This window comes from Alkalihalobacterium alkalinitrilicum, assembly GCF_002019605.1.
In the GTDB taxonomy this organism is placed as follows: domain Bacteria; phylum Bacillota; class Bacilli; order Bacillales; family Bacillaceae_F; genus Alkalihalobacterium; species Alkalihalobacterium alkalinitrilicum.
The window spans coordinates 2,070,692-2,097,652 of the sequence record NZ_KV917368.1 but is presented as its reverse complement, the minus strand read 5'-3'; the positions used below and the strand labels follow the sequence as shown (position 1 = coordinate 2,097,652).

General features: G+C 36.4%; 26 protein-coding genes. 20 read left to right on the top strand and 6 right to left on the bottom strand.

What is annotated here, in order from left to right:
* Window positions 1–84: 84 nt before the first annotated feature.
* From BK574_RS09710 to tnpC, 4 genes are all read left to right on the top strand, one after another.
* The gene (locus BK574_RS09710; protein WP_078428468.1) at window positions 85–3,666 is read left to right on the top strand and encodes a dynamin family protein; all 3,582 of its coding nucleotides are present in this window, start codon (window positions 85–87) and stop codon (window positions 3,664–3,666) included.
* Window positions 3,656–3,925 (top strand): hypothetical protein, encoded by a 270-nt coding sequence (locus tag BK574_RS29040; RefSeq protein WP_338020588.1) that lies wholly within the window; start codon window positions 3,656–3,658, stop codon window positions 3,923–3,925. Before BK574_RS09710 ends, BK574_RS29040 begins: the two co-directional genes overlap by 11 nt.
* 87 nt (window positions 3,926–4,012) lie before the next feature.
* Entirely contained in the window at window positions 4,013–4,345 is a 333-nt protein-coding gene (tnpB, locus tag BK574_RS09700) for an IS66 family insertion sequence element accessory protein TnpB (RefSeq protein ID WP_218970568.1), read from the top strand.
* Between the two features lie 90 nt (window positions 4,346–4,435).
* Window positions 4,436–6,034, top strand: a complete 1,599-nt coding sequence (tnpC, locus tag BK574_RS09695; RefSeq protein WP_078428466.1) for an IS66 family transposase — start codon at window positions 4,436–4,438, stop codon at window positions 6,032–6,034.
* Between the two features lie 150 nt (window positions 6,035–6,184).
* Here the strand turns inward: tnpC and BK574_RS09690 are convergent, their stop codons facing one another.
* Entirely contained in the window at window positions 6,185–8,755 is a 2,571-nt protein-coding gene (locus BK574_RS09690) for a PBP1A family penicillin-binding protein (protein ID WP_078428465.1), read from the bottom strand.
* A 94-nt stretch (window positions 8,756–8,849) separates the two neighbouring features.
* The gene (gene recU / locus BK574_RS09685; RefSeq protein WP_075384726.1) at window positions 8,850–9,449 is read right to left on the bottom strand and encodes a Holliday junction resolvase RecU; all 600 of its coding nucleotides are present in this window, start codon (window positions 9,447–9,449) and stop codon (window positions 8,850–8,852) included.
* Window positions 9,450–9,588: 139 nt separating this feature from the next.
* Here recU and BK574_RS09680 point away from each other — a divergent pair, with 139 nt between their 5' ends.
* Complete coding sequence (locus BK574_RS09680) at window positions 9,589–10,554, top strand: DUF2515 family protein (protein ID WP_078428464.1); 966 nt, start codon at window positions 9,589–9,591, stop codon at window positions 10,552–10,554.
* A 110-nt stretch (window positions 10,555–10,664) separates the two neighbouring features.
* Here the strand turns inward: BK574_RS09680 and BK574_RS28795 are convergent, their stop codons facing one another.
* Entirely contained in the window at window positions 10,665–10,790 is a 126-nt protein-coding gene (locus BK574_RS28795; protein ID WP_274379143.1) for a hypothetical protein, read from the bottom strand.
* A gap of 198 nt (window positions 10,791–10,988) precedes the next feature.
* Here BK574_RS28795 and racA point away from each other — a divergent pair, with 198 nt between their 5' ends.
* Genes racA through BK574_RS09665 form a run of 3 tightly spaced genes read left to right on the top strand, consistent with a single transcriptional unit; the run spans window position 10,989 to window position 12,815 of the window.
* Complete coding sequence (racA, locus tag BK574_RS09675) at window positions 10,989–11,504, top strand: chromosome-anchoring protein RacA (protein ID WP_078428463.1); 516 nt, start codon at window positions 10,989–10,991, stop codon at window positions 11,502–11,504.
* Window positions 11,505–11,542: 38 nt separating this feature from the next.
* Window positions 11,543–11,923, top strand: a complete 381-nt coding sequence (locus tag BK574_RS09670) for a YppE family protein (RefSeq protein WP_158211611.1) — start codon at window positions 11,543–11,545, stop codon at window positions 11,921–11,923.
* A gap of 55 nt (window positions 11,924–11,978) precedes the next feature.
* Complete coding sequence (locus tag BK574_RS09665; RefSeq protein ID WP_078428461.1) at window positions 11,979–12,815, top strand: sulfurtransferase; 837 nt, start codon at window positions 11,979–11,981, stop codon at window positions 12,813–12,815.
* Window positions 12,816–12,867: 52 nt separating this feature from the next.
* Here BK574_RS09665 and BK574_RS09660 read toward each other — a convergent pair whose 3' ends face one another.
* Both BK574_RS09660 and BK574_RS09655 read right to left on the bottom strand, forming a co-directional pair.
* Window positions 12,868–13,470, bottom strand: a complete 603-nt coding sequence (locus BK574_RS09660) for a trimeric intracellular cation channel family protein (RefSeq protein ID WP_075384721.1) — start codon at window positions 13,468–13,470, stop codon at window positions 12,868–12,870.
* A 172-nt stretch (window positions 13,471–13,642) separates the two neighbouring features.
* Window positions 13,643–13,843 (bottom strand): hypothetical protein, encoded by a 201-nt coding sequence (locus tag BK574_RS09655; RefSeq protein WP_075384720.1) that lies wholly within the window; start codon window positions 13,841–13,843, stop codon window positions 13,643–13,645.
* Window positions 13,844–14,119: 276 nt separating this feature from the next.
* On the opposite strand from BK574_RS09655, the gene ilvA reads away from it, so the two are divergent.
* The 6 genes from ilvA to BK574_RS09625 all read left to right on the top strand — a co-directional run bounded on the left by ilvA (window position 14,120) and on the right by BK574_RS09625 (window position 20,363).
* Window positions 14,120–15,367 carry a threonine ammonia-lyase IlvA gene (gene ilvA, locus BK574_RS09650; RefSeq protein ID WP_075384719.1) on the top strand — a complete coding sequence of 416 codons (1,248 nt, stop codon included), beginning with the start codon at window positions 14,120–14,122 and terminating at the stop codon, window positions 15,365–15,367.
* A gap of 194 nt (window positions 15,368–15,561) precedes the next feature.
* The gene (locus BK574_RS09645) at window positions 15,562–16,467 is read left to right on the top strand and encodes a chemotaxis protein (RefSeq protein WP_078428460.1); all 906 of its coding nucleotides are present in this window, start codon (window positions 15,562–15,564) and stop codon (window positions 16,465–16,467) included.
* A 171-nt stretch (window positions 16,468–16,638) separates the two neighbouring features.
* The gene (locus BK574_RS27450) at window positions 16,639–17,949 is read left to right on the top strand and encodes a protoglobin domain-containing protein (protein ID WP_078428459.1); all 1,311 of its coding nucleotides are present in this window, start codon (window positions 16,639–16,641) and stop codon (window positions 17,947–17,949) included.
* A gap of 322 nt (window positions 17,950–18,271) precedes the next feature.
* The gene (locus tag BK574_RS09635) at window positions 18,272–18,916 is read left to right on the top strand and encodes a YitT family protein (RefSeq protein ID WP_078428458.1); all 645 of its coding nucleotides are present in this window, start codon (window positions 18,272–18,274) and stop codon (window positions 18,914–18,916) included.
* Window positions 18,917–19,025: 109 nt separating this feature from the next.
* Entirely contained in the window at window positions 19,026–19,952 is a 927-nt protein-coding gene (gene rnz / locus BK574_RS09630) for a ribonuclease Z (protein ID WP_078428457.1), read from the top strand.
* Between the two features lie 141 nt (window positions 19,953–20,093).
* Complete coding sequence (locus tag BK574_RS09625) at window positions 20,094–20,363, top strand: DUF2524 family protein (protein ID WP_075384715.1); 270 nt, start codon at window positions 20,094–20,096, stop codon at window positions 20,361–20,363.
* A gap of 442 nt (window positions 20,364–20,805) precedes the next feature.
* Here BK574_RS09625 and BK574_RS09620 read toward each other — a convergent pair whose 3' ends face one another.
* On the bottom strand, window positions 20,806–20,892 hold the full coding sequence (locus BK574_RS09620) for a YjcZ family sporulation protein (RefSeq protein WP_075384714.1): 87 nt from the start codon (window positions 20,890–20,892) through the stop codon (window positions 20,806–20,808).
* Window positions 20,893–21,122: 230 nt separating this feature from the next.
* On the opposite strand from BK574_RS09620, the gene BK574_RS09615 reads away from it, so the two are divergent.
* The 6 genes from BK574_RS09615 (at window position 21,123) to BK574_RS09590 (ending at window position 26,958) form a co-directional block, all read left to right on the top strand.
* Window positions 21,123–22,307 (top strand): pyridoxal-phosphate-dependent aminotransferase family protein, encoded by a 1,185-nt coding sequence (locus BK574_RS09615; RefSeq protein WP_075384713.1) that lies wholly within the window; start codon window positions 21,123–21,125, stop codon window positions 22,305–22,307.
* 140 nt (window positions 22,308–22,447) lie between these two features.
* Entirely contained in the window at window positions 22,448–24,301 is a 1,854-nt protein-coding gene (locus BK574_RS09610; protein WP_169917342.1) for an SLC13 family permease, read from the top strand.
* A gap of 22 nt (window positions 24,302–24,323) precedes the next feature.
* On the top strand, window positions 24,324–24,626 hold the full coding sequence (locus BK574_RS09605; RefSeq protein ID WP_078430823.1) for a thioredoxin family protein: 303 nt from the start codon (window positions 24,324–24,326) through the stop codon (window positions 24,624–24,626).
* 150 nt (window positions 24,627–24,776) lie between these two features.
* Window positions 24,777–25,208 (top strand): BrxA/BrxB family bacilliredoxin, encoded by a 432-nt coding sequence (locus tag BK574_RS09600; RefSeq protein WP_075384711.1) that lies wholly within the window; start codon window positions 24,777–24,779, stop codon window positions 25,206–25,208.
* Between the two features lie 12 nt (window positions 25,209–25,220).
* Window positions 25,221–25,637: a TlpA disulfide reductase family protein gene (locus BK574_RS09595; RefSeq protein WP_078428456.1), complete on the top strand. Its 417-nt coding sequence runs from the start codon at window positions 25,221–25,223 to the stop codon at window positions 25,635–25,637.
* 190 nt (window positions 25,638–25,827) lie between these two features.
* The gene (locus tag BK574_RS09590) at window positions 25,828–26,958 is read left to right on the top strand and encodes a conserved virulence factor C family protein (protein WP_078428455.1); all 1,131 of its coding nucleotides are present in this window, start codon (window positions 25,828–25,830) and stop codon (window positions 26,956–26,958) included.
* Window positions 26,959–26,961: the final 3 nt, after the last annotated feature.

Sequence of the window (26,961 nt, the reverse complement as noted above, 5' to 3'; positions counted from 1 at the left end):
AAGACATCTTGTAATTAAAAAACCTTCTTCTCATTTTTTAGAAAATTCGTTATAGTAAAAGGGATAAGGATGGTGTAGAGACAAATGACAGTCGTAAAAGAGAAGATAAAAACAGAAATAATCCCTTTCTCGCAGGAAGAACAATATCGTCTTGGTAAATTAGCAGAAAAGCAAGATAAGAAAACGTTTGAAGTTGCTTTTTGTGGTCATTTTTCTGCGGGGAAATCGACGATATTAAATACTTTACTGGGAGCAGAAGTTTTGCCAACTAGCCCAATTCCAACAAGTGCTAATATTATTGGGATTAAAAATGGTGAGTTAGGTTTAACATTACATACGAAAGATGGTGAACAAAAAGAGTGGAAAGGTGAAATTCCTTGGACGCAGGTACGTGAATGGGGAATGAATGGAAATGAAATTTCCAATATGGTGATTACTGCACCTTTACCATTTTTAGGTGACCATAGCTGTATTCTTGATACTCCAGGAGTTGATTCTACAGACGATTCGCATGAAGCAGTAACGGTTGATCAGCTTTATACGACGGATGCAATTGTTTATGTGATGGATTATAATCACGTACAATCTGAAACGAATCTCTATTTTTTAAAGCAATTATCTCTGGAAAAGAAACCGATTTATATCATTATTAATCAAGTCGATAAGCATAATGAACAAGAAATACCATTGTCTGTTTTTCGTGGTTCAGTTCAGGATGTATTCAACCGTTGGGAAATCCGTCATTTAGGATTATTTTTTACAACGATGAAAAAGCCGGACCATCCATTAAATCAGTTTAAACAATTTGAAAAAACAATTAAGTCCTTACTATTTCATAGTGATACGTTGTTAAATGGTTCTCAATTACGCTTAGAACAAGGTTTATATCAAGCGGTACAAAATCGTTTGCAAGAAGGTAAACTAGAAGCGGTGGAACAACTCCTAACAGAAATGAAAGAAAAAGGCTATGAAACATCACAGTTAGATGAACAACAGCATTTGAAGAAAAAGCTAACTGAAGTACGTCAATATGACAAAGCCATTTTTAAAGCTTTTGAAGATGACCTTGGTGCATTGTTTAAAAATGTTATTTTATTTCCGTATACGACAACGGATTTAGCCCGTAACTGGATTGAAAGTATCCAACCAGGATTTAAAGTAGGTTTTTTATTTTCAAAGAAAAAAACACAAGAGGAACAAGACGAACGATTAGCGTTACTTGTTCGTGATTTGCAAGATAAAGTAAAAACCCAGTTATTATTTCATGTACAAGCGTATTTCCAAAAGATTGATCGAACGAAATTAACAAATGTTGAAGAAATAGAATCGGCTATCAATGGACTCACTTTTGAAGTCACAGCTGAATTATTAAACAAGAATGTGAAGTCGGACCATGCGAGTCGTGATTATGTTTTTGCTTTTACCAACGAAATGACTTCAATTATTGTTAGAGAAATTCGTAAAAAGGCTAGACAAATTATCGATTTACAAATTGCAGGATTACAGGAAGCCTATCGAGACGAAGCAAAAATGCTAGAAAATCGTTTAGCGACGTTTAAAGATATTGAGGCATACATTGAGAAATTAAATAAAGAAAAAGCGAATTTTGATGCCCAAATCAAAAGGGTTCAACAGCATTTAGCAACCTACCCAGCAGATCGAGAATACAATGAAGATCTTCAGAAAGCGTCAAAAAAGTCGTTCCCAGATAATCAGGAAAATGGTTTTGCAAATGTTATTTTACCTGAAGAAGGTGTTATTGATACGAGCTGGGAAGTGGAAGAAGAAACGTCAGAACTTGATTTTTCTGAAGAAGAGACATTAACTTGGCTACATTCTATTAAGAACGTATTACGTAATTATCAAAATCAAATGATCGTATCACATGAGCGTAACCATTTAATTGAGCGAATGGATCGCTATGAAAATCAAACATTTATTATTTCGTTGTTTGGTGCATTTAGTGCTGGTAAGTCTAGTTTCGCAAACGCTTTATTAGGTGAAGATATATTACCTGTTTCACCGAATCCAACAACAGCAACTGTAAATACCGTTGAACAATCAACTAAGGACTATCCGCATGGAACGGCTAAAGTAAAGGTCAAATCGATAGATGCATTAAACCACGAAGTAAAGGCTGTAAGTGAGCAACTAGATGTATCACTTGATATAGATCAATTAGCTAACTGGAAGCCGAATATGAAAGAATATGTTTCGAGTTGGCAAAAAACATATGCCGAGTATTTAGTAACCATTCAGAAAAGTGTGGCTGCAACAGAATGGAAACTTGGAAGTGAATTTAAAGTGACTCACGAAGAAATGCAGTCATTGGTCGCTGAAGAGAGTAAAGCATGTTTAATTGAAAAAGTAAATATTTACTTTGACAGCCCTATTACGAAAAAAGGAATTGTGCTTGTTGATACACCTGGTGTTAATTCTATTCATGGTCGTCATACAAATGTTGCATTTCAACAGATGCGCCAATCTGATGCTATTTTCTATTTAACCTATTACAACCATGCGTTCTCAAAAGCTGATCAATATTTCCTTCAACAGATGGGGAAAGTAAATGAAAGTTTTGCTCATGATAAGCTTTACTTTGTCATTAATGCTGCTGACTTAGCGAGTAGTGAAGGAGAATTAAATGGTGTAAGGAAACACGTATATGATCAGTTGAGACGTAATGGCATTGAACGTCCGAGACTATATCATTTATCGAGTAAAGAAGGACTTCAGGCGAAAAAACAAAACCTGGATCATGAAACAACTTTTGCAAAATTTGAACGTTCTTTTTATGAATACACGATCCTAGAGTTGAAACAGCTTAGTGTTAAAATGATAACAGATCAACTCGGGCAGTTTACAAGTAAACTTAAAGACAGTATTTCATTTATGAATGAAGAGGCAAATGAGCAAAAGAAAAAGCATGAAAAGCTAAAACAAACGGTAGAAACTCAAATGGAATATGTACAGAACTCAACGTTTGCCTTTGCGTTAAGAGATATTTTATTGGAGTTTGATCAGCTTGTTCTTTATTTACGTGATCGTATGCGCTTCGTCTTAAATGATTACTTTGCAAGTGCAATTAATGTTGCTGTTCTGACAGGTAATAGCAAAAAAGAACTACATGAACAATTATTTGGAGCGATCAAAGAGTGGCGAGGTTTAGGGGAATATTTCTTGAAACAAGAGCTTGAAGCAACAGCCATTCGGATGGAAGAGAAAATGAAAGAACGAGCAAAAAAGTGGTTGAGTGAACAAATCACTTTGTTGAAAAAAGAATTACCTTACATTTATTGTGAACACGAAATTGAGTTAGAAGCGATTTCAGTTGAATTACGAGATATGGCAATTTCTTTAGATACTAAAAAGTATTTACCACTATTAAAGTCAAAGAAAGACTTTTTTGAAAATGGTGTTGTAAAAGAATTTAAAGAAATGATCGTTGCAGATGGGGTAGAAAGTTCAAGAGAAGTTATTACAGACATTTCGAAATTGATGTCACAAGAATTCGAACAGAAATTACAAGTCATCGAGAAAGAGTTGAAGTTTCGATTGGTTGAATCAATAGAAAATGAGCTGAGCCGCTTTGAGGCATTGTTTGAGGCAGAAGTTAAATCATCCTTGATGAAAGAATTAGATGAATTGAAACGTTTTGTTTATTAAGAACAAATATATTATAACTAATGAAATAACAGAAATCATATTGAAAAAGGTAAGCCCTACTTCAAACAACGCATATAAAGACGCAGCGCCTCCTGGTACGATACAAGTATCAAATAAAGGAGGTGCTTTTCTTATGCCACAAAAAAAGTTAACAATTGTCCCCGTTACACTTCACTCAGAAAGTAAATATCTTGATACACCGATGCCTCCGGCAACACTTTCAAAACAGCATTTGCATGATCAAAACGGCAGACGCTGAAATCTCCTTCTTCCACGGCGTAGATGAGCGCACTATCCAAACCGTGATGAGGGAGTTGAAACATCTATGAAACAGGATTATACAAGTGTGAAAAATATCTATATCATTTGTGGAAAAACCGATATGCGGAAGGGCATCGATGGGTTGGCCACACTTGTTCAAGATTCTTTCGAACTTGATCCATATAGCGATTCGATTTTCTTATTCTCTGGTTGGAGTAAAGATCGCTATAAATGTTTATATTTTGACGGTGATGGCTTTGCCATGCTTTATAAACGGTTAGATAACGGAAAGCTTCAATGGCCTAAAAATGAAAACGAAGTACGAAATCTTTCCCAAAAAGAGCTCCGCTGGCTCCTTGAAGGGTTATCTATTGAGCAACCAAAGGCGATTCTTCCATCATCAAAAGGAGTATTCTAAAAGCTGTAAAGCAGTGAATTTTATCTTTATTCCACCGTTCAAACTAGTTATAATAAAAAGAGCGAATTTGAACGAAATGTGGTGAATCATGTGGCTAACGGTTCTTCTAGAAATGAAATTCAGTCCGAGAAATTAATTCGATTGCTTGAAGAGCAATTGGCTCATTCCAATCAACAAAACCAAGAGTTATCAAAAAAGTTGGATCAATCGTTGAAACAGAACGAAGCGTTATCACAACAACTTCAACACTTAACAAAGCTCTTATTTGGATCTAAAACAGAAAAATCGAAATATAATATGCCCGATGGGCAAATGTCATTGTTTGAAGACGATCCGTCTTTTAGCGATTCTGAGCACACAGAAGAACAAAGCCAACAGATGATTTCTTATACTGTTGTTCGAAAAATACAAAAGAAAAAAAGAAATGACTCTTTGCGTGATGATGTGGAAATTAAAGAAATTCACCATCACCCAGAAAACACTGTCTGTGATTGTTGCCAAAGCCAAATGGTTGAAATCGGTAGTAGTATCGTTCGTGAAGAAGCGGTATATATCCCTGCAAGGATGAAAAAAGTAAAGCATATTGAACATGCCTATGAATGTATAAGCAACTGCAAAAGCGATTCATCTCATTCTGCGCAGATTAAACGTGGGAAAGCTCCAAAGCCAGCTATTCAACGAAGTATTGCAAGTCCTAGCGTATTGGCCGAAGTCATCCATGATAAATTTGCGCTATACTTACCACTTTACCGTCAGGTTAATGAATGGGAACGTTACGGACTAAATACAAATGATAAAAACCTTTCTAACTGGGTCATTCGTGCTGCACACGATTGGTTATTGCCCATTTACGACCGAATGAAAGCCATGATGATGTCTAAATCTGTCTTACATGTCGATGAAACCTATTCGAAAATTATTCATCGTTCTGACGGTAAATCTGGCCAAACAAATGCCTATAACTGGGTATATCGAAGTGTGCCAAGCCAAGGGCCTACGATTACTTTATTTCAAAGTTCCTTGTCACGAGCGAGATCTGTCCTTGAAAGTTTCATAGAAAGTTTTAATGGAACAATCATCTGCGATGGTTACTCAGCCTATGATAAAATTAATGATATTACTTTCGCAAATTGTTGGGCTCATGTTCGTCGTTATTGGATGAAAGCAGACAGCAAAAATGGCCAAATTGGTGTGAAGTATTGCGATGAGTTGTATCAATTAGAAAGGAAATTTAAACATTTGTCTCCGAGTAAGCGTAGAAAAAAACGCCAAAAATACTCAAAGCCAATTGTGGAGAAATTCCTAAACTGGGCTGAAACATCACCATTCTTCGGAAAAAATGCACTCGCCAAGGCAGCTGAATATACTTTAAACCGAGCGAATGGGCTCAAAGCTTTCTTGAACGATGGTCGCATTGAAATCGATAATAATCCAGCCGAAAACGCCATCCGCCCCAATGTTCTGGGGAGAAAAAACTGGCTCTTTTCAGTTAGTGAAGCTGGTGCCAAAGCAAACGCCATCTGTTTAAGCATCGCGGAAACCGCCAAAAGTAACGGTGTCGATTTCTACGAATACATAAAGAAACTTTTGACGGATCTACCGAATATCGGCATCCATCAAAACCCTGAAATTTTAAATCAGTACATGCCCTGGTCCAAAATGATCCAGGTATCATGTATGAAAAAATAAATATGCCGTATATTCGATAAAAAAGTCGTGATATACGGCTATTCGTCATGCGTACCGGAAAGGTGCGCTATTTTTTTATATTTCGGGCTTACTGAAAAAGAGGCTGAAAGTAGTTCAGCCTCTTTTTCTTGCGACCTAAGTTGCTTCGTTTTAGTTGTCTTCCTCATCTTCTTCTCTTACATCTGTAGATGCGCTAGCTGCAGTATCATCCTCTTCAACATCCTCATCATCAGGAACTGGGTCAGGTTCTGGAATTAACTCAATTGGCAATTCTTCATCTTCATCTACAGGTGGTTCTTCTGGTTGTTCGGGTTCTTCTTCAATTGGCTCTTCGATTTCAATTTCGGGTATTCTAACTTCTCCTTGAACAGGGTCACTTTTTAAATTAGGGTTTTCATCAGCAACAGCAATGACTTGGAAGCGATACGTTGACCCTGGCGTTGGACTTGTTACGATATGTTGCATATCTTTCGTCGTCATAATTGGTTCAAATCCACCATTGTCGACACTTTGGAGAATATTAAAAGTAACCGAATTTTTTTGATTATTAGGATAACCCCAAGTAATCAAGATTTGATCTGTATCTTCATTGTACCCAACTTTTAAGCCAGTAGGATTAGGGATACTTTGAAAGGCTTCAGACATTTTTGTTGGCTCTGTACCTTTCACAAAATATTCGTAGACGATTTCACTTTGTGGTGTAAAAGGGCTAGGAAGTAATCCTGTTTTTCGTTCAACCCCGACTCTAACGACAGAATCTGGTTGATTAAAATCAGGAGTTTCAATATTTTTTGATACTTCTTCCATTATAGCTTTAAAAATATGTTGAGCTAGTCTTCGTTCAGTCGTTCCATGAATGTAATTTTGTTCTCCTTTGCGATCATAACCTGTCCAAACCGCTGCCGTATACCGTGTCGTATAACCAGCAAACCAAACGTCTGGAACACCGCCATCAGGGATATTGAGTCGCTTTCTATCATCTTCATCAAAATTCGTCGTACCTGTTTTACCAGCCAGTGGTAAGTTAGGTATGTTTGCGTTAGCACCTGTCCCAGCGGTAACGACGGACTTTAGCATGTCACTTACCATAAATGCAGTATAGTCACTCATTGCAACAACCGGATCTGGACTCATTTTAATGACGCGTCCATCTGGAAACTCAATTTTTCGAACCGTGTGGGGCTCAATAAATACTCCTTCATTCCCAAACGCAGCAAAGGAACCAGCTAAATCTAAAGTGGAAATCCCTGTTGTAAATCCACCGATTCCATAAGGTTCGTAAATTTGATCATTTTCAAATGGAATACCAAGTGTTTGTGCAAATTCTTTAGCATTGTCTAAGCCTACTTCTTGGAGCGCTTTAATTGCGGGAATATTTAATGAGTCAGCTAATGCTTTTCTCATCGTAACAGGTCCAGCAAAACTTCGATTGTGGTTACGAATTGGTGTACCGTTTGAATAGTTATGTGGTTCATCGACAATGATTTTACCTGTAGACCATTTTAAATGTTCGATTACTGGACCGTAATCTAATACGGGTTTGATCGTTGAACCAGGTTGTTTCTTTATATCTGTAGCGAAATTAAAGCCTCGTTTGACTTCATGAGGGTGTCGTCCGCTACCGATTGCTTTTATTTGCCCCGTAGCTGTATCGATGAGAGTGACCCCAGCTTGAAAGTCTGGATTATCAGGATATCCTTGGATGAATTCATCCGTTTGAAGCACTTTTTCTACATGTGTTTGAGCATCGCGATCAAGTGTCGTATATATTTTTAAACCAGCTGTATATAAATCACTTGTTGTAATTCCTTCAATGGCCTCAACTTCTGATAGCACTTGATCAATAAACGCTTGATAAGGATTTTCTTCTTGCTCCGCAGGATTTAGTTGCTCAATGACGGAAACAGCTCTTGCTTGATCAGCTTCATCACTTGTAATCTTACCGTGCCTTTCCATTAATGAGATGACTGTATTTCTTCGTTGTTCAGCAGCTTCAGGGTTTTTTAGAGGATTAAAGTGATTAGGACGTTGTGGAATACCAGCCAGAAGGGCTGCATCTTCAATCGTTAAGTCCTCTAAATTTGCTTTATCGAAATACGTAATTGAAGCTTGTTGAACCCCATATGCACCACTGCCAAAATAAATAGCATTTAAATACATTTCTAAAATTTGATCTTTTGAATATTGTTGCTCTAATTTAACCGCCAAGTATTGTTCTTGTAATTTACGAGACATGGTTTTTTCAGGTGATAAAAATAAATTTTTTACAACCTGTTGGGTAATGGTACTTGCACCTTCAGCACCAAAGCCACCTGTAATATTGGCAGCAACTGCCCCAAATAATCGCCGGACATCAACGCCGAAATGTTCACGGAAGCGAATGTCTTCAACGGAGATAAACGCATTTTCTACTAGTTCTGGAATATCATTAATACTTACGCGAATTCGGTTTTCTACTCCTTCAAGTCTTGTAAACGATTCGTCACTTTGATCTAAAAATTCAGCAGGTTGCGCAAGCATTAGACGTTCTTGGTCTAATGGAGGTGCAGAAGCGATCATTGCGAATACTGTAATTCCTCCAGCTAAAACGAGTACAGTAAAAAATACGACAGCTGCAATGAATAATTTCTTCAATAAACCTTTTCTTTTTTTCTTAGGTGTCGCCTTCGTTTGTTCTTTTGCACGACGACGCCCTGTTCGTGTATTCATATTATCACTCATTGTTGTTCTTCCTTTCTAACTCATACGAAAGAATAATAAACTAACTTTTATTGTACTCTTATCTATTAACGTTTTTTGTGAATGTTTGGTTACATTATGACGGAAAATAGAATTGATCGACAACTTTTAAATAATTAATTCTCGGGTGATATTCTTGTTCGATTAAGTGGCCATGTTTAACAATTTCCGTTTTCGGAATTGACTTCCTTCCAGACGCTTGTTGCTCATAAAAGGAAACCAAATGGTCGGCCAGTAAAAAATAAACTTCATTTAGCGAAGTGAACCGTAAGATGGTAAAACAAATTCCATTTTGTGCAATCACTTGCTTCATATGTTCAATTTGATGTAAATGAATATTTTGCAATGGAAACGATGTTTTATTCTTGGTTTCTTTTGCTTCAAAATCGATATGGTGACCACGATAAACTCCATTATAATCGGTCGTCGAAGGCTGTTTAAAGTATGCTTCTTTAATAACAGCAGCACTTCTTTTCGGATAATCTACTTTTACGATTTGCACAGGTGTCGGTTTTTTGTGAATAACTGCAATTCCACGACTTAAATAAAAAGCATTTGTATCATCTATATCTTGTTCAAGCGTCATTCCGCGATTACTGAAAGTATTACTTTTAGTAAGGGTTGAACGGTTTACGGGTGCGGAATATTTTTTTCCATTTGGATATCGAATAGCCAATGCGGATCAGCAACCTTTCGTTCAAAGGGTATGTCTCTTGTCAGCAAGTTAGACTAACTGGATAAAATGAGACTTAAAAAATTTCATCATTTAATCATAACATAAATTTTATAAACAGAGAAGAAAAAGGTGGTCAAACATGCTTCATGATGAAATTCGTATCGTTCAACGAATTCGAAAAAAAACGTTAAGAGAAAACCGAGATAATATAAGTCGTACAAAAGCTTATCTAAACTATTATAAAAAAAACGAGGAAGTGTGGTGGGCACTCCTAGCTAGTATGGTTTCACGGAACGCAGGTTGGAATATGACGGATTTAAAAAGTAACTGGTACAAAAACATGATGACTCAAACATATAGTTACACATTATTTCTAACATTTGAACGTGCCAATTGGCTTATTTTCTCAGATGCTTTTCCACAATTACTCATATATGAAACGTCCAAAAAAGAAAATGTTTCACTGTTCCATTTGTTAAATTATTTTGGTGTTAGTCAATTCATGGTTAACGAATGGCATTTTTTTTGGGAGTTTAGAAATTTAGAACGCCTTTGTACAGCACTCATTATTAATGAACAGCATTATATTCAAAAACCAGTAATAGAACATCCTTTTTTCTCAAAACATGTATTTCGGTCGTTACCTTACTTTATTGTTGAACATCTACACTTTAATACGGTGATATACCCAACGTATGAAGGTCAATTATTTGGATTTAGTGTACAACAGTTCAAGAAAGTGGATCAACGAATTGAACTAGGAAAAAAACTGGCATGGTTGCTTTTTAAGTCAGAAGAAAGTTCACAAATTCATCCTTTCGCAACTCAAGTTGAGCCAACTGGTTCAAGACGGGATTATGAAAAATTTTTAAGATGGGGAACAGCGAAACGTAATCCGATTTTACGTATGGTTTATTCACCGCTTGTCCACCACAAACATATTGATCAAGATTGGTTTCAATCTACACAAGATGTGGAGCGCTTTTTTCAGAAATGGGAACATCCAAACAGGGATTACATATTGACAGAGTGGTATCAACAAAAATTAGCGGAGTTATATCTCGCCATGAAGGTGGAGAAGATATTTATGAAAACGTTTGGGTAGTAGTTATTTAGGTATGAACCTCAAAAAACTTGGGGCTGAAGTTAGACAAAAAAAAAGCGGAAGTCCCTGGTTATGTGTTACAAATAAAAAGACTGACGAATTCGTCAGTCTTATTCAGCAGGTCGATTAGGTCCTGTTAACTTTTTATCTCCATAACCAGGTGCATTTTGATTTTGTTGACTATCAGGTTGTGCCGCTTGTTGTTTTTTCATTTCTCGTTTATTATTTTTAGCCATCTCTAACCCTCCATGTTGTTATTCTCTAGTAGTATTCGCTGAAGTGACAAAACCATACACTCGATTTCAATTGAAAGATTTTTTTGGGATATCACGACTTTCTTTGACGAATAAAAACTAGTTTTGTCAAGAGAGAAGGGAAGAAAGGAAAGACCTTCGAATAGTTAATTTAACAAAAGTGTGATGGAGGGATTTCTAATGGAAAGTGTATTGAAAACAAAGGAAGTTTCTGATCTATTGGGGGTAAATCCAACGACGGTACAAAGATGGGTTAAGTATTTTAATATTCATTGTCAAATGAATGAACATGGACATTATTTATTCCAGACACCACATGTTGAAACATTGAAGGAAATTCAAGGTCAGTTAAATGAAGGTAAAAAAATGAAAGATGTCATGGTTTCAAATACAACTATTATACAATCTAGTGAGCAACCTGGCGAGATGATTCCAACGTTTAAATATGAACAAAAATTAGAAGAAATGATGATGCGAATTGAGGAACTTGAACAAAAGTTGGATACAAAAGCGGACGACGTTGTAACATATCAACTTCTCAATCATAGAAAAGAAATTGAAGCCATGAGCAAAAGCCTTCTATCAATCGAACAAAGATTAGATGAAATAGATGAAGTAATGAAACAAAATATGACAATGCCTCTAGAGGAAATGCCACAAAAAAGACGTTCGCTTATGCAATTTTTTTCATTTTAACTCGCTATTTGGTATGATGTGTCATGAGGTGAATGTTTATGACACAGGAAGAATTATCGGTATTAAAAGAGCTTACTACGCAACTACGAGAGTTGAACAATGAGGCTAAACATCAATATATAAATTATACGGTCAATGAAGGCTTTACTGCTGATTTTTATACAGACGTAAAGCCTTTTGCTGATCGTGTCTATGTTTTAGCGAATAAGTGGAAACCGTTAGCAGAAACATGGGTGAAAGAATATAGTCCTAAGTATGTCTATTTTATGCAACTGACAAATGCTTATGATCAGTTACTAGAAACATCTATTGCGGCTTTTCAAAAGGATACAAAATCTAAACGTTTTATAGATACGATTAAATCGATTGATTATATATTAGATACAATTCTCATTCAAATAGAATACCCAGTTGAATAAATGTATGTTAGTATGAAAGAAAATTCTAACATTTTGTTTTGAATGGAGTGGTTGAATGAAATATATAATAGAAATGGATTGGCTCACAACTCATTTAGATGATCCTAATGTGCGTATTATCGATTGTCGATTTCAACTAGGTTCACCACAGGCAGGGTTTAATGCTTATGTAGAAGATCACATACGAGGAGCATTATATTTCGATTTAGAAAAGGACCTATCTAGTGAAGTAAAGGAGCATGGAGGAAGACATCCACTCCCAGATGTAGAAGAATTAGTTAGCAAGTTGTCTGCTGCAGGTATTGATGAAAATGTTACGGTTGTAGCTTATGATGATCAAGGAGGACCATTCGCATCGAGACTGTGGTGGTTATTAGCCTACCTTGGTCATAAAAAGGTGTACGTATTAAATGGAACTTATAGTGGCTGGAAACAAAAAGGGTATGCTGTAACCGATTCTATCCCTGAAGTGGCTTCTCGTGAGTTTCAATCAAATATCCAATCCTCTTTATTGATCGATCGAGAGGAACTAATGGACAAATTAACAGCCGAAAGTGATAAAATCCTATTACTAGATTCGCGAGAAGAGAAAAGATATCTTGGTGAAGAAGAACCTATAGATAAAGTTGCTGGTCACATTCCAACTGCTCGTCATTTTTTTTGGAAGGATTCATTGACATCGGATCAAAAGTGGAAAACAGTTGATGACCAACTAGACCGTTTAACAGGGATGGATAAAGGGAATGAAATGATCGTCTATTGCGGATCAGGGGTAACTGCGTGTCCTAATGTCCTAGCATTAAAAGCAGCAGGTTTTGAAAATGTAAGGCTTTATTTAGGAAGCTGGAGTGATTGGATTACATACGAAGATTATACAATCAAAAAAGGATAAAGTAGTATCAGGCACCTTCACATTGAACTAGTGAGGAGGTGCCTGATACTAATTAATTTTGTAATTTACGGTGCGGAAGTTGCCAACGAAAGGAAACCGATAGCATCCTTAAAGTAACGATGAGAATAAATAACAATATCATTCCAGCGGTCCCCGAAACAAGGTTGAGACCAATGCCGAATCCAGCTAACATCGTCCATGCAATGTAAATTTCTTTTTGAAGAAATAGAGGTTTACGTCCAGCTAAAACATCGCGAATCATTCCTCCACCAGTACCTGTTAATGCAGCAGCGACAATGACCGCACTTAAAGGGTGACCCATACTCGCTGCATACATCGCTCCTTGGATCGCAAACGCAGCCAATCCTAAGGCATCAAAGAAAATCCCCCACTTAATCCAATGGTTGACCCATAGAGCAGGAATGAAAAAGGCGATTGTCATAACGATAATTGCAATCGTAAACAGGGAACCTTGATCCCATAATGCCGAAACAGGAACTCCTATTAATAAGTTTCGAATTGCACCTCCACCAAAAGCAGTTACTAAACCTAAAATATAAACGCCCATTAAATCATAATCTTCTTCCATAGCGACAATAACACCACTTAGAGCAAACGCAATCGTCCCTATGATGTTTAATATATCCCAAGCCATGATTCCCTCCGATCATGTGGCACATTTATGCTTTGAAAAACACAAAGTATCGCCACAATGGCGATGCTGACGCATTTTCTTATTGTTGGATCTAATTTTTCTAATACGCTAAAAAACGAACGCGAAATTCGCGCTCGTCCTAATTTCCTTTTCCTTTTATGTAAGGAGATTTTTAATTGTGGTCTGAAAAGTTTAAATAAACCATGTAAATCAATGTAACAAAAGAAAGAACAGTTAAAGAAATCATGATCAGACCAGACGGTTCAGCAGCTCCTTCAGCAGCTTCTCCACCTCCTGCAGCTAACACTGTAGAAACAGGTACTAGAAATAAAGTAAATAAGAACGCTGTAAGCATCGTTAACTTTTTCATCATTTTCGATCCACCCCTTTTTACACTTAATTATGACAGAAAACTTCTATCAATACAAATGATCCAACATTTACATTATAGTTTTCAACTTAGTGTTTCGCAATATAAATCGACCTGAAAAGATTTTTCAAAGTGATGAACTTGTGATAAGATGTTTAAGGATATTTACGTTCGGCTTAGATCGCATCTAAAAACTTAAATGTAGTTCGCAATGGTTGAGATTCCTGAGTCTTGTTATATATAGTTTTCATTATTTTGTCGTCAGAAAGGGAATACACAATGGGAAAAATTAACATAGAAGATATTATTATTGCCAATCAAACATTAAAGGATGTCGTTGTCCATACACCTTTACAGAAAGATCAAGTACTTTCAGAGCGGTATCAATGTAATGTTTACTTAAAGAGAGAAGACTTACAAGTGGTTCGTTCATTTAAAATAAGAGGAGCTTATTATCAAATTCAAAGCCACTCAAAAGAAGAACTTCAAAATGGGGTCGTTTGTGCAAGTGCGGGCAATCATGCACAAGGTGTCGCATACTCTTGTCGTACTTTACGTATCCAAGGGAAAATTTTTATGCCTTCTACAACACCACGTCAAAAGGTTGATCAAGTTAAATTCTTCGGAAAAGACTTTGTTGAAGTTATGTTGACAGGAGACACTTTTGACGACTCATTCAATGAAGCTATGAAGTATAGTACTGAACATCAAATGGCGTTTATTCATCCTTTTGATCAAGAAAAAATTATAGCTGGTCAAGGAACTGTCGGTATGGAAATTATGAATGATATCGAAGAAAAGATTGATTATTTATTTAGCTCTATTGGTGGGGGAGGTCTAATATCTGGGGTCGGAACGTACATCAAGAGTATTAGTCCAATGACGAAAATCATCGGAGCCGAGCCTGCGGGCGCACCAGGAATGAAAAAATCAATCGATGAAGGAAAAGTAGTAGAACTCGAAAAAATTGATAAATTTGTAGATGGCGCAGCTGTAAAAAAAGTGGGACAGCTTCCATTTGAAATATGCCAACATATGTTAGATGATATTGTTCTTGTACCTGAAGGGAAAATTTGTACCACGATTCTCGAATTATATAATCAAAATGCGATAGTTGCCGAGCCTGCTGGAGCTATGCCAATTTCTGCACTTGATCTTTATAAAAATGAAATTAAAGGTAAAACTGTCGTTTGTGTAGTAAGTGGTGGAAATAACGATATAGGTAGAATGCAGGAAATGAGGGAACGTTCATTGATTTATGAAGGTTTACAACATTACTTTATCATTCAGTTTCCACAACGAGCAGGAGCCTTGCGAGAATTTATTGAAGATGTTTTAGGGCCTGAGGATGATATTACTCGATTTGAATATACGAAAAAGAATAATAAGGCAAACGGTCCTGCATTAGTCGGTATTGAACTAAAAAGGGATGATGATTATCATCTATTAATTGACCGTTTATCTAAAAAAGGCTTTGAATACGATGAAATTAATAAAAATGAAAGTTTGTTTAATCTACTCATCTAAAAGATGATTTACTCGCTAGACTTTAGGTACTTCTTAATAAGTTAAAGTATATAAAAAACCATGATAGATCGCCTCTCGGTGATTTTTCATGGTTTTTTAGTTCAGTTTAGAATACAAAGGATAAAAGTAGTGATATGTAAATAATTTGATGGTAATATTGTACTAGATAGAGCTATGATAGGGGAGGAAGTATAATGTCGGAACATAAAGGGATTTTGCTTGAAAGTGGTACAAACGAATTAGAAATTATTGTATTCTCCATTGATGATGGTACATTTGGCATAAATGTATTAAAAGTTCGAGAAATAATTAATCCATTACCTGTTGTTAAAGTACCAAACAGTCATCCTCATGTTGAAGGAATTATTCGTCTACGAGATGAGGTCATAACAGTTGTAGATTTAGCGGGAGTTTTAGGCTTTCCGTTATCGCAAGATAGTGAAAAAGATAAGTTCATTGTAGCTGAATTAAACCAAATGAAAGTTGCATTCCATGTTCATACGGTGTCTAGAATTCATCGTATTTCTTGGGAACAAATAGAGAAACCTACTGAATTATCACAAGGATTAGAAGCATCTACCATTGGGGTTGTAAAGATGGAAGATCAAATGATTTTATTGCTTGACTATGAAAAAATTGTCATGGATATAAACCCAGATGCAGGAATTAATGTGGGTCAATTAAAAACGCTAGGAAAACGTGAGCGAAGTATGAAAAAAATCGTTGTAGTTGAAGATTCACCGATCCTTCGGAAATTATTAGAAGATACTCTGTCAGAAGCAGGTTATGTAAATGTTCAATTTTTCAACGACGGGAAAGAAGCATGGACCTATCTTGAGCAACTTAAACAGTCGACCGTTTCAGTTGAAGAAGAAGTACAATTAGTCATTACCGACTTAGAAATGCCAATGATGGATGGACACCATTTAACCAAAAGGATAAAAGATGATGAAAGATTGAAAGTAATACCAGTTATTATTTTCTCGTCTCTTATCACAGGTGATTTATTCCATAAAGGTGTTAGAGTAGGTGCTAACGCTCAAGTAAGTAAACCTGAGATTGTAGAGCTTGTTCATATAATTGATAAATTTATATTATAAAAAATAAGGCTGACAGGAAAACTCGTTAAGTCCACGATACGTTAGTATACTTGTGGAGGTTACGAAGAAGTCTCCTCTTAGCTACCTATAATTGTCGGAAAATGTAGTTTAGTTGTAACAGCACTGTTATAATAAACGTAAAAATAGTGAAAATGTAGGGGGAGTTAGGTAGTGGGAATTACACGATTTTTTCGCTTAAAACATGAGGAACATGAACGTTTATTAGAAAAAAGCAAGATACATGATACGCTTCTTTCAATACCAGGAGATAAATCAGAATTACATATACAAGTTGAGATTATAAAGTTAACGAATGAAGAGTTGCAAGTGATTCGAGAATTAAAGCCATTTGTTGAAAGAAATGTTAGTGTACTTACGGATAAATTTTATACGACCATTGGTCAATCTTCTGATTTAACAGCAATTATTAATAATCATTCTACAATTGATAGATTAAAAGGAACACTTCAAACCCATTTAATTGAAATGTTTAGTGGGAAAATTGATGAGGAGTTTATTGAAAAAAGGATTCGTATTGCTAAAGCACATGTTCGGATCGGCTTAGAACAGAAATGGTATATCTGTGCTTACCAAGGTTTATTAAACCACTTTATCGACTTCATTGAATTTGAGTACGAGCATCCAGAGGACGTCTTAGTGGCGATGAAAGCAGTAACTAAATTAATTAATTTAGAACAGCAATTAGTAGTTGAAGCTTATGATGATGAAATTTTCCGATTGAAACAAAAAGAAGAAGAAACGAAAAACGAAGTGAAAGCACTGATGGATGAAACATCAGCAAGCTTGGCCTCTTTAGCTCAAGATACGAACGGAGCTGTCGAAGAAGTAACAGCACAAACTGATGAGATTGCACTTAAATCAACCAAAGGATTAGAGATTGCTAGCCTTGCTGAAGAAAAAGCCATTGATGGAAAAAAACAAATTGATTTATTAAGTGGAAATATTAAAGATATCCAAGACACAACAAATATCATTACGAAAGATATTACTGAACTTGAACAAACGGCGAAACAAATTAATGAAATCGTAACCATTGTTCAATCTATTGCTAATGAAACGAATTTGCTTGCTTTAAATGCTGCCATTGAAGCGGCTCGTGCAGGGGAACACGGAAAAGGATTTGCTGTTGTAGCAGAAGAAGTACGAAAGTTATCAGAACAAACGAATCAATCTGTTGAAGGTGTAAAAAAATTAATTGAGAAAACGAATGAACAAATCTATAAAAATAATGCAAGTATGAAAAAAGTAGAAACATTAGTTGATCAAAGTAATCAAAACATGTCAGTAACTGAAGCTTCCTTTTTGGAAATTATTAGTCAAATGAAAGAAACTAAAGATAGAAATAAAGAAATTCAAAATGACTTAGATGAATTTACGAGAGTCATTGGAGAAATTGCCCAAGCTTCCTCGAAAATTGCTTCCGCATCTGATGACCTTCTTCATACTACTAAACAGTGGTAAGGAAAAGAAGATGAATACTGAGAAGCGAGCTTCATTATGCTATGAAGCTATTTAAAATATTAGGGTTAGAGGATGAAATCATTTGATTTCATCCTTCTTTAGTTTGGGGCGTCATTATTTATCCCGCATCAACTGGCAGTAATACCCCCACTTCAAGCCTTCGAGAAATTAAAAAAGGGACAAGTTGGGGATGCACTTAAAGAACTGTTAGTTATTAGAAAATTTATAGTTTTTTGATTTATAAATATTCACTCATATGCATTGAAATGTATAGTAGTTTTGCGTATTGTAAATAGGAGATACATAGGAGGAGAGGAATTCTTTGAACAATATATTTACACGTTGGCTATTCATTATAGTCGGGTTATTTATAACTTCTTTAGGCTTAAGGATCTTAGCTATTCATGATTTTACCTTTGGTGGTACAGCAGGAGTAGCTACAGTATTAGACTTTCTAACGAACTGGTCGTGGGGCATCTTATTTTTTCTCGTCAATTTACCCTTCTTTATTATATCCATAAAAAAGCTTGGGATGAAATTTACAATATCTAGCCTCGTTTCTATCACAGCCATTTCGTTTATCAGTGAATGGTTTCAGATATTTCAGGTCACCCCTTTTCCAGATTGGATCGCTACAATTGTCGGAGGTTTATTTATCGGAATTGGTGTAACCTTCGTATTAAACAACGGCTCATCACTTGGAGGAATTCATATTTTAGCTTTATATTTAGATCAAAAATTCAAAGTGAATCGTGGTGTAACGATCTTTGCAAGTGACTTCTTAATTATCTTTTTAGCAGGTATATTAGTTGGCTGGTCGAATGCTCTACTTTCTGTAGGGGCTATTTTTATTGCGAGTTCGATAATTGGACGTTACAAAAAGAGTCCTATTAATGAAAGTACTGTTGAAGAAGATAAAAGCAACTTTTCATCCGTATCAGCACAAACTCAAAAAGCGGAAGGCTGACATAATGTCAATCTTCCGTATTTTAGTATGATTAACAGTTTAACTTGTTTAGAGTTCGACAAAATATATAATGATAAAAAGTATGCATGTTAAAAAGGGGGGATCTTAATTGGAATTTCATTTTTTAGGAACAGGAGCAGGAGTTCCTTCAACGAAGCGAAATGTTAGCTCGCTCGCAATTCGTTTTTTACAAAAGAATGGAAGCGTGTGGATGGTGGATTGTGGTGAAGGAACGCAACAGCAAATATTACGATCGTCATTAAAACTAAGTAAGCTTGAAAAAATTTTTATCACGCATCTTCATGGAGATCATATTTTTGGCTTACCAGGTTTACTTGGAAGCAGGTCTTTTCAAGGAGGCAAAACACCGCTTACCATATATGGTCCAAAAGGGATTAAGACTTTTATAGAACAATGTCTTTCGATTTCCAAAACCACTTTATTATATCCTTTACACATTCATGAGATAAAAGAAGGGCTTATCTTTGAAGATGAAATGTTTATTGTTCATTGCTTATTATTAGATCACGTTATGCCATCGTTTGGATTTCGGATAGAAGAAAAATCGCAAAGTGGAGAATTATTAGTACACCGATTAAAAGAAAAAGGAATTGAAGCTGGACCCATTTATAAAAATATAAAAGCGAAAGAAAAAGTTCAATTACCTTCAGGGGAATGGATTAGCGGTGCTGATTATGTAGGTCCTGATATTAAAGGAAGAGTGGTTACGATTGTAGGGGATACGAAACCATGTGAGAAGGTTGTGCATTTAGCGAAATCTGCAAACATACTCATTCATGAAGCGACGTTTAGTAAAATAAATGAAGCGCTGGCCCATCAATATGGACATTCAACAGCTAGTGATGCGGCCCAAATTGCAAGGGCAGCCAAAGTAGAGTTACTAATATTAAATCATATTAGTGCTAGGTATGAAGGTAAGGTTCACATTTTAGAAGAGGAAGCTCGAGAAATATTTCCAAATAGCATGATTGCTTGTGATTTTTTTGTACATACATTCCTTCGTGAAAATGAATAGGTTTTAAAGACACTAAATTTGACGCTACATAGAAAAATTATGAAAGTGAAGAGAAATATTTGTAACCCTAGAATAAAACCGCATAAGAAAAGACAAATTAATACCATTCTACTTTGACAGCATTTAGAGGAGGAGAATGGTGTGGCTATTCATCAACAGGTTGATTTTTATTTATTAAAAGCAAATGAAGTGATTGAACAAGCACAGGAACAGTTGAATTTAGGTATGCAAGTCCAAGAAGGTGACGCTGCTGACTATTCAAACGCACAACAACAATTAGAGGATATTCTTCAAGAAATTGATGCAATTTCAAGAAGTGCAACTGCTGAACAGAGAGATCAGTTAGGTAGGGCACAGCAACGTATCCGACAAATGCAAAATCAAATGATTTTACAACGTTCAGATTTTTAATGAGGCGAGAGACTGATATATCCATCAGTCTCTTTTCGCTGTTAATATAAAAAAAGCTTAAGACATTCCGAAGAATGTCATAAGCCTTACTAATTGAATATTTAGAGGGCCAATATCTTCTCCTAAGGACAACAATCTGGAAGCCAGAACATTTGCATGTCGTGGCTTCCCAAGGGCCTTTCGTTTTTCTTAATGTCTAACTGCAGGCCCTAGCCCCTCGAGGACAAATAACCTGTCAGCCAAAAGTCAAAGAGCGGACTTTAGTCAGCCAGAACATTTGCATGTCGTGGCTTCCCAAGGGCCTTTCGTTTTTCTTAATGTCTAACTGCAGGCCCTAGCCCCTCGAGGACAGATAACCTGTCAGCCAAAAGTCAAAGAGCGGACTTTAGTCAGCCAGAACATTTGCATGTCGTGGCTTCCCAAGGGCCTTTCGTTTTTCTTATTACCAAGTGTATGAAGCACCAACGATAATTAACAAGATGAACAATACAACAATTAGAGTGAAACCACCGCTATAAGTGTGTCCCATTCTAAGCACCTCCTTAAAATAATCATCTTACATTTATAGGCTATGAAGGTGTTGCTCATCCTGTATAGGCATTCCCCTAGAAATTATTATTTTTTCTAGTGTTAAAAAATATAAGACTATAATTATTATAGTGCACATATTTAAATTTATAATGAACGTAGAGAAATAGAGGAAATTCACTCAAAATATGGTATTGTATAAGTAAATAACTGTATAGGAGAGTGAAACGAATGGTAGCAGAATTATTACCACCAGAACGCGTATTGATGGGACCAGGTCCAAGTAATGTTCATCCTCACGTTTTACGAGCTATGTCAACTCCATTGTTAGGTCATCTTGATCCTGCGTTTTTAACGATTATGAATGAGACAATGGAATTATTAAGAAAAGTATATCAAACCGAAAATAAACTAACGATTGCAATGAGCGGCACTGGTAGTGCGGGAATGGAAACCGTATTTGTAAATTTAGTCGAGCCAGGTGACAAAGTGATCGTTGGGGTAAATGGTTTATTTGGTACACGTATGGTCGACGTTGCTGAACGTTGCGGTGCTACAGTGATACAAATAAAAGCTGCATGGGGAGAAATTATCAAACCACAAGATGTAAAAGAAACGTTAGAAACTCATCCAGATGCTAAGCTTGTTGCCGTCGTTCATGCTGAAACTTCAACGGGTGTAAGACAACCACTTGAAGAAATCAGTGAAATTGTTCATACAACCAATGCGTTGTTCGTTTGTGATATGGTTACATCCCTTGGTGGGTGTCCAACTGAAATTGACAAACTTAAAGTCGATGCCGCTTACAGTGGTACACAAAAATGTTTAAGTGCACCTCCTGGATTAGCACCGGTTACGATGAGTAATCGTGCGGTTGAAGTAATGAATAACAGAAAGTCTAAAGTACAAAGTTGGTATCTAGATTTATCAATGATTGTCAGTTACTGGGGAGAAGAACGTTCATATCATCATACCGCTCCAATAACGATGGCCTATTCATTACGAGAGTCTTTACGCTTGATTGTGAATGAAGGTGTTGAAAATGTTTTCGCCCGCCATGCTCTTTATGGGGAAGCTCTACAACAAGGATTAGAAGCAATGGGGCTTAAATTGCTTGTTAAGAAAGAACATCGTCTTCATCAATTAACTTCTGTGTGCATTCCACAAGGTGTCGATGATGCTAAGGTTCGCAAACGGTTACTTGAAAAGTATGATCTTGAAGTTGGTGGTGGGTTAGGAGAGTTGAAAGGTAAAGTATGGAGAATAGGGTTAATGGGTTATAATGCAAAACAAGCGAACGTTACTCTCATGCTTAGCGCTTTGGAAGATATCTTACAAGAAGAAGGTGTTGCGATTGAAAAAGGAGCAGCTCTTCTAAAAGCAAATGAGGTATTAAAGGAACAATTACTCGTGTAATGATTTAATTTAAGTAAAAAATTTGAGTCTGACTCAAAAGGATGGAAATGTACATTGATGTTGTTATTGTATATTCCAATAGGTGAATACACTTAAGAAAAATCCTTTGAGTTGGGCTCTATTTTATTCGAGGTGGCGTAGTGGAGCCTGAACTAATTTTAACGTTTACCATCCTCGCTGTGACAACAGTGTTTTTTATGATAGGTAACATTCGGTCAGACCTTGTTGCGTTGTTGTCTCTTTTAACACTTGTTCTGACGGGAATTATTTCAACGCAGGATGCATTAAATGGCTTTTCAAATTCTGTAGTTATAATGATTGCTGGTCTCTTTATTGTGGGCGGTGGGATCTTCCGGACAGGGTTAGCGAATCAAGCAGGACAACTATTAATGAAAGCTTCTCGAAATAGTGAACTCAGGCTCCTCATTATGCTGATGATTATTGTCGGAGTGTTAAGTGGATTTATGAGTAATACGGGAACGGTGGCGCTATTATTACCTGTTGTAGTTAGTTTAGCTATGAGTATGAAAACAAGTCCAGCCAAATTTTTAATTCCGTTGGCATTTGCTAGCAGTCTTGGAGGTGTTCTTACATTAATCGGAACTCCACCGAATTTAATCGTAAGCCAAACATTAGCTGATTATGGTTATGAGCGGCTTTCTTTTTTTGATTTTACACCAATAGGTCTTGTGGCCTTTGTCACGGGTATTATTTTTCTCGTTGTCTTTGGACCTATCTTATTACCTAAAGAAAATGCGAACAAACGTGAACGACGAGAGGGGACAGTTTCTCCTTCTGAAATGGCAAGAAACTATCAAATTAGTGATAAGTTATATACGGTTAGAGTGTTACAAGGATCTTCAATGGCGGAACGAAATTTAGCAGACTTACGGATACCTGCTGAATTTCAACTATGTGTTTTAAAAATAGAACGAAAGTCAAAAGAAGGAACAAAGTTTTTGCCTGTTACATTTCAAGAGATGGCAGGTCCGAATAGTATCATTCATGAACAAGATGTATTGTATTTACAAGGAGATCAAGATAATATTGATAAAATATGTAAAAAATATGGTTTGAAGCTAACCGAACGTCAATGGACAGATGCAGAAAAATTGGTCTCAAGAGAGTTAGGTATTGCTGAAGTCTTATTAACTCCGCAATCGAGCCTAATCAATGCAACGATTGAAAAAGTAGCCTTTCGAGAAAAATACAATTTAAATATCATTGGTATCAATCGGAAAGGAAATTATTTCCTAAAAAATATGTCTAATGTAAAACTTAGATTTGGAGATGCTCTTCTTGTACAAGGCGCTTGGTCAGATATAGAACTTTTAGCAAAAGAAACTCAAGATGTTGTCGTCGTTGGTCAACCTCAAGAACAGGCAAGCATGGCAGCGGCAAGTGGAAAAGCACCAATTGCTGGAGCGATTATGCTTATGATGCTAATTTTAATGACTTTTGAAATTGTGCCAGCGGTGACCGCCGTCATTATTGCAGCCGTTTTAATGGTGATTACGGGATGTTTGAGAAACATGGATGATGCATACGGTAGAATTAATTGGGAGAGTGTTATTTTGATTGCGGCTATGCTCCCAATGGCAACAGCGCTTGAAAACACAGGAGGAGTTCAGTTCCTAGCAGATGGACTCATTTCATTATTAGGGGGATATGGTCCACTCGCGGTTATGGCTGGTTTTTATTTAGCGACGATGTTCTTTAGTCAATTTATATCTAATACAGCGACTGCTGTATTATTTGCACCAATCGCGGTTACAGCTGCAGTCAACATGGGAGTGAGCCCGTATCCGTTATTATTAGCTGTAAGTATTGCGGCAAGTATGGCTTTTGCGACACCTGTAGCTTCTCCGACGAATGCACTAGTCATGACAGCTGGTGGATATAAGTTTAGTGACTTTGTAAGAATAGGTGTCCCTTTGCAATTGATTTTATTTATCGTGATGTTATTTTCAATTCCGTTTTTCTTCCCATTTTAGTAGAGGTGGTTGTATGGAAGAAATGTCAAAACAACAATTAATGCGTATGTTAGGAAGTCAAGTAGGTGTTTCGTTCATTTATTTTTATTCCCCTTTTTGTGGCACATGTAGGTTAGCTACGAAAATGTTAGAGGTGATATCGACTGAAGTACGCCCGACAATACAAATTAATAAATGCAATATTAATGCAGTTCCCGATGTAGCTCAGTCATTAAAGGTCAAAAGTGTTCCATTGTTATTAATCATTAAAAACGGCCAAATCGTAGAAGAAATTTATGCTTTTCGCTCGATTGATTACTTGATCGGTGTACTTGAGCACTATTAATAAATGTATATCTACGTTTTTGGAACGATTTAAAAGGAATGATTTGATTTCAATGTTTTCACTATAGTATGATGAGTTTGTATGTAAAGAAGGAGTTGTTTCAAAAACGATCGTTTTTGGGACAATCGATTGAGGAAGGGGAAAAAGTAAATGTCAATGTCTTATGAGGAATATATGCGTCAAGTAGTCCAACCAATGAGGGCTGAATTAACTAATGCAGGATTTAATGAGTTAACAACTGTTGAAGAAGTGGAAAATTTTTTGGAAACAGTAGAAGGAACAACACTTGTAGTCATTAATTCAGTCTGTGGTTGTGCGGCTGGGTTAGCACGACCTGCTGCTGTCGTTTCGCAAAACAATGAAAAGAAACCAGATCATATTGTTACTGTATTTGCTGGGCAAGACCGTGATGCAACAGCAAAAATGCGTGAATATATTAAAGGTTATGAGCCTTCTTCACCATCGATGGCTTTATTTAAAGGCAAAGAAATCGTTCATTTCATTCCGAGAGAACAGATTGAAGATCAATCTGTTGAAAGCATTGTTGCTAACTTAACAGGAGCATTTAACACGCATTGTTAATATAAGATTAGGATGGATATTTCAAATATAAAGTTATTCGACATTCAAGAAAATCGTGAAGTGAGTTTATCTCAGTATATGGGGAAGCCTTGTATGATTACGTTTTGGACTTCGTGGTGTCCTGATTCGCAGCGAGATCTCGTGAAAAAAAATCAATTGTTTGAAACAATAGATACAAATAAACTGAGTTTTATTACGGTCAATGTTGTTGGTCGTGAAGGAAATGACCAAGATGGAATTTTGTATGTAAAACAAAATCAATTTAGATTTCCTGTGTTGCTAGACGAAGGCACGAAAGTCTACGATTATTTTCAATGTAAAGGTGTCCCTACTACAGTATTGCTTGATAAGGAAATGACCATTAAAAAAGTGTTCGATGATCGGTCATCTTTTATCGATATCATGAATGGACTTTCAAATGTAATGTAAGGCTGTGTTGATAGAGAGGCTCTATTGACACAGCCTCTATTTATACCAAAAAGTTTACCTCTATGGAATAGAAATAAAATAATAATATCAATTAAATCATGTAAACATATGTTTAGAACTGATTAAAGCAATATGGTAGCATAATACGTAACGAAATCGTTCAATAAAGCAAGTGGAAGGATGAAACGACATGTATATAAAAACCATTGAACCAACACCAAGTCCAAATACAATGAAGTTAATACTATCAGACACACTAACAGAAGGAAAGCGTAATAACTATACGAAAGAAAATGCAGTTGATGCACCTGACTTTGTACAAAAAATGTTTACAATTGAAGGAATTAAAGGAGTTTATCATGTTGCCGATTTTATTGCATTAGAGAGAAATGCAAAGTTTGATTGGAAGGAAATTCTTCCAAAAGTCCGTGAAGTCTTCGGTGAAACATCTGAAACGACAAATAGTGCTCAAGCCATGAAAGAGAGTGAACAATCGTTTGGTGAAGTTCGTGTCCAATTACAAATGTTTAAACAAATTCCGATGCAAGTGAAAGTAACTGATGGTGAAAGAGAGGTTAGAGTAGGCTTACCTGAGCGATTTTTGTCAGCTTTACAGAAAGTACAATCAGAACAAGATAATGTCGTACTTGAACGGAAATGGATAGAGCAAGATGTTCGATATGGTGAATTAGAGGAAGTTGCTAATACGGTTGCCGAAGAAATTGAAGCCGCTTTTTCAGAAGACCGAATCAATCAGCTACTAAACGCAGAAAATTCACCAAACCAAATCAATAAACAAAATCTCTACAAGCAAGTCACAATAGAAATGTTAGATAATCCAGACTGGAAAAAGCGTTATGAGGCGCTGGACCGCATGGATCCAACTGAAGAAGATTTACCAGTTCTAGTCAAAGCCTTAGAAGATGAAAAGGCGTCTATTCGTAGACAGGCAACGGTTTATCTAGGAATGCTTGAAGAGAAGGGGCTTCCCTACTTATACCAAGCTTTAAAAGATAAATCTGTGACAGTTAGAAGAACGGCAGGGGATTGCTTATCCGACATTGGAAATGAAGCTGCTATACCAGTGATGATGGAAGCGTTAAAAGATGAAAGTAAACTAGTTCGTTGGCGTGCAGCGATGTTTCTATACGAAGTAGGCGATGAACAGGCCTTACCTGCATTACATGAAGCCAAAGACGATAATGAATTCGAAGTGAGCATGCAAGTGAATATGGCGATCGAAAGAATCGAAAAAGGTGAAGAAGCGAAAGGCTCTGTATGGAAACAGATGACGGATGCTGTTTCTAAAAAACAACAATAAGTT

Coding starts and splice junctions, on each gene's coding strand:
- BK574_RS09690 (WP_078428465.1), bottom strand. CDS start 8,755: ATGAGTGATAATATGAATACACGAACAGGGCGTCGTCGTGCAAAAGAA.
- BK574_RS09615 (WP_075384713.1), top strand. CDS start 21,123: ATGGTAGCAGAATTATTACCACCAGAACGCGTATTGATGGGACCAGGT.
- BK574_RS09660 (WP_075384721.1), bottom strand. CDS start 13,470: ATGGCTTGGGATATATTAAACATCATAGGGACGATTGCGTTTGCTCTA.
- BK574_RS09620 (WP_075384714.1), bottom strand. CDS start 20,892: ATGGGACACACTTATAGCGGTGGTTTCACTCTAATTGTTGTATTGTTC.
- BK574_RS28795 (WP_274379143.1), bottom strand. CDS start 10,790: ATGGCTAAAAATAATAAACGAGAAATGAAAAAACAACAAGCGGCACAA.
- BK574_RS09605 (WP_078430823.1), top strand. CDS start 24,324: ATGTCAAAACAACAATTAATGCGTATGTTAGGAAGTCAAGTAGGTGTT.
- BK574_RS09645 (WP_078428460.1), top strand. CDS start 15,562: ATGTCGGAACATAAAGGGATTTTGCTTGAAAGTGGTACAAACGAATTA.
- racA (WP_078428463.1), top strand. CDS start 10,989: ATGGAAAGTGTATTGAAAACAAAGGAAGTTTCTGATCTATTGGGGGTA.
- BK574_RS09680 (WP_078428464.1), top strand. CDS start 9,589: ATGCTTCATGATGAAATTCGTATCGTTCAACGAATTCGAAAAAAAACG.
- BK574_RS09600 (WP_075384711.1), top strand. CDS start 24,777: ATGTCAATGTCTTATGAGGAATATATGCGTCAAGTAGTCCAACCAATG.
- BK574_RS09590 (WP_078428455.1), top strand. CDS start 25,828: ATGTATATAAAAACCATTGAACCAACACCAAGTCCAAATACAATGAAG.
- BK574_RS09665 (WP_078428461.1), top strand. CDS start 11,979: ATGAAATATATAATAGAAATGGATTGGCTCACAACTCATTTAGATGAT.
- BK574_RS09710 (WP_078428468.1), top strand. CDS start 85: ATGACAGTCGTAAAAGAGAAGATAAAAACAGAAATAATCCCTTTCTCG.
- BK574_RS09595 (WP_078428456.1), top strand. CDS start 25,221: ATGGATATTTCAAATATAAAGTTATTCGACATTCAAGAAAATCGTGAA.
- ilvA (WP_075384719.1), top strand. CDS start 14,120: ATGGGAAAAATTAACATAGAAGATATTATTATTGCCAATCAAACATTA.
- BK574_RS09670 (WP_158211611.1), top strand. CDS start 11,543: ATGACACAGGAAGAATTATCGGTATTAAAAGAGCTTACTACGCAACTA.
- BK574_RS09655 (WP_075384720.1), bottom strand. CDS start 13,843: ATGATGAAAAAGTTAACGATGCTTACAGCGTTCTTATTTACTTTATTT.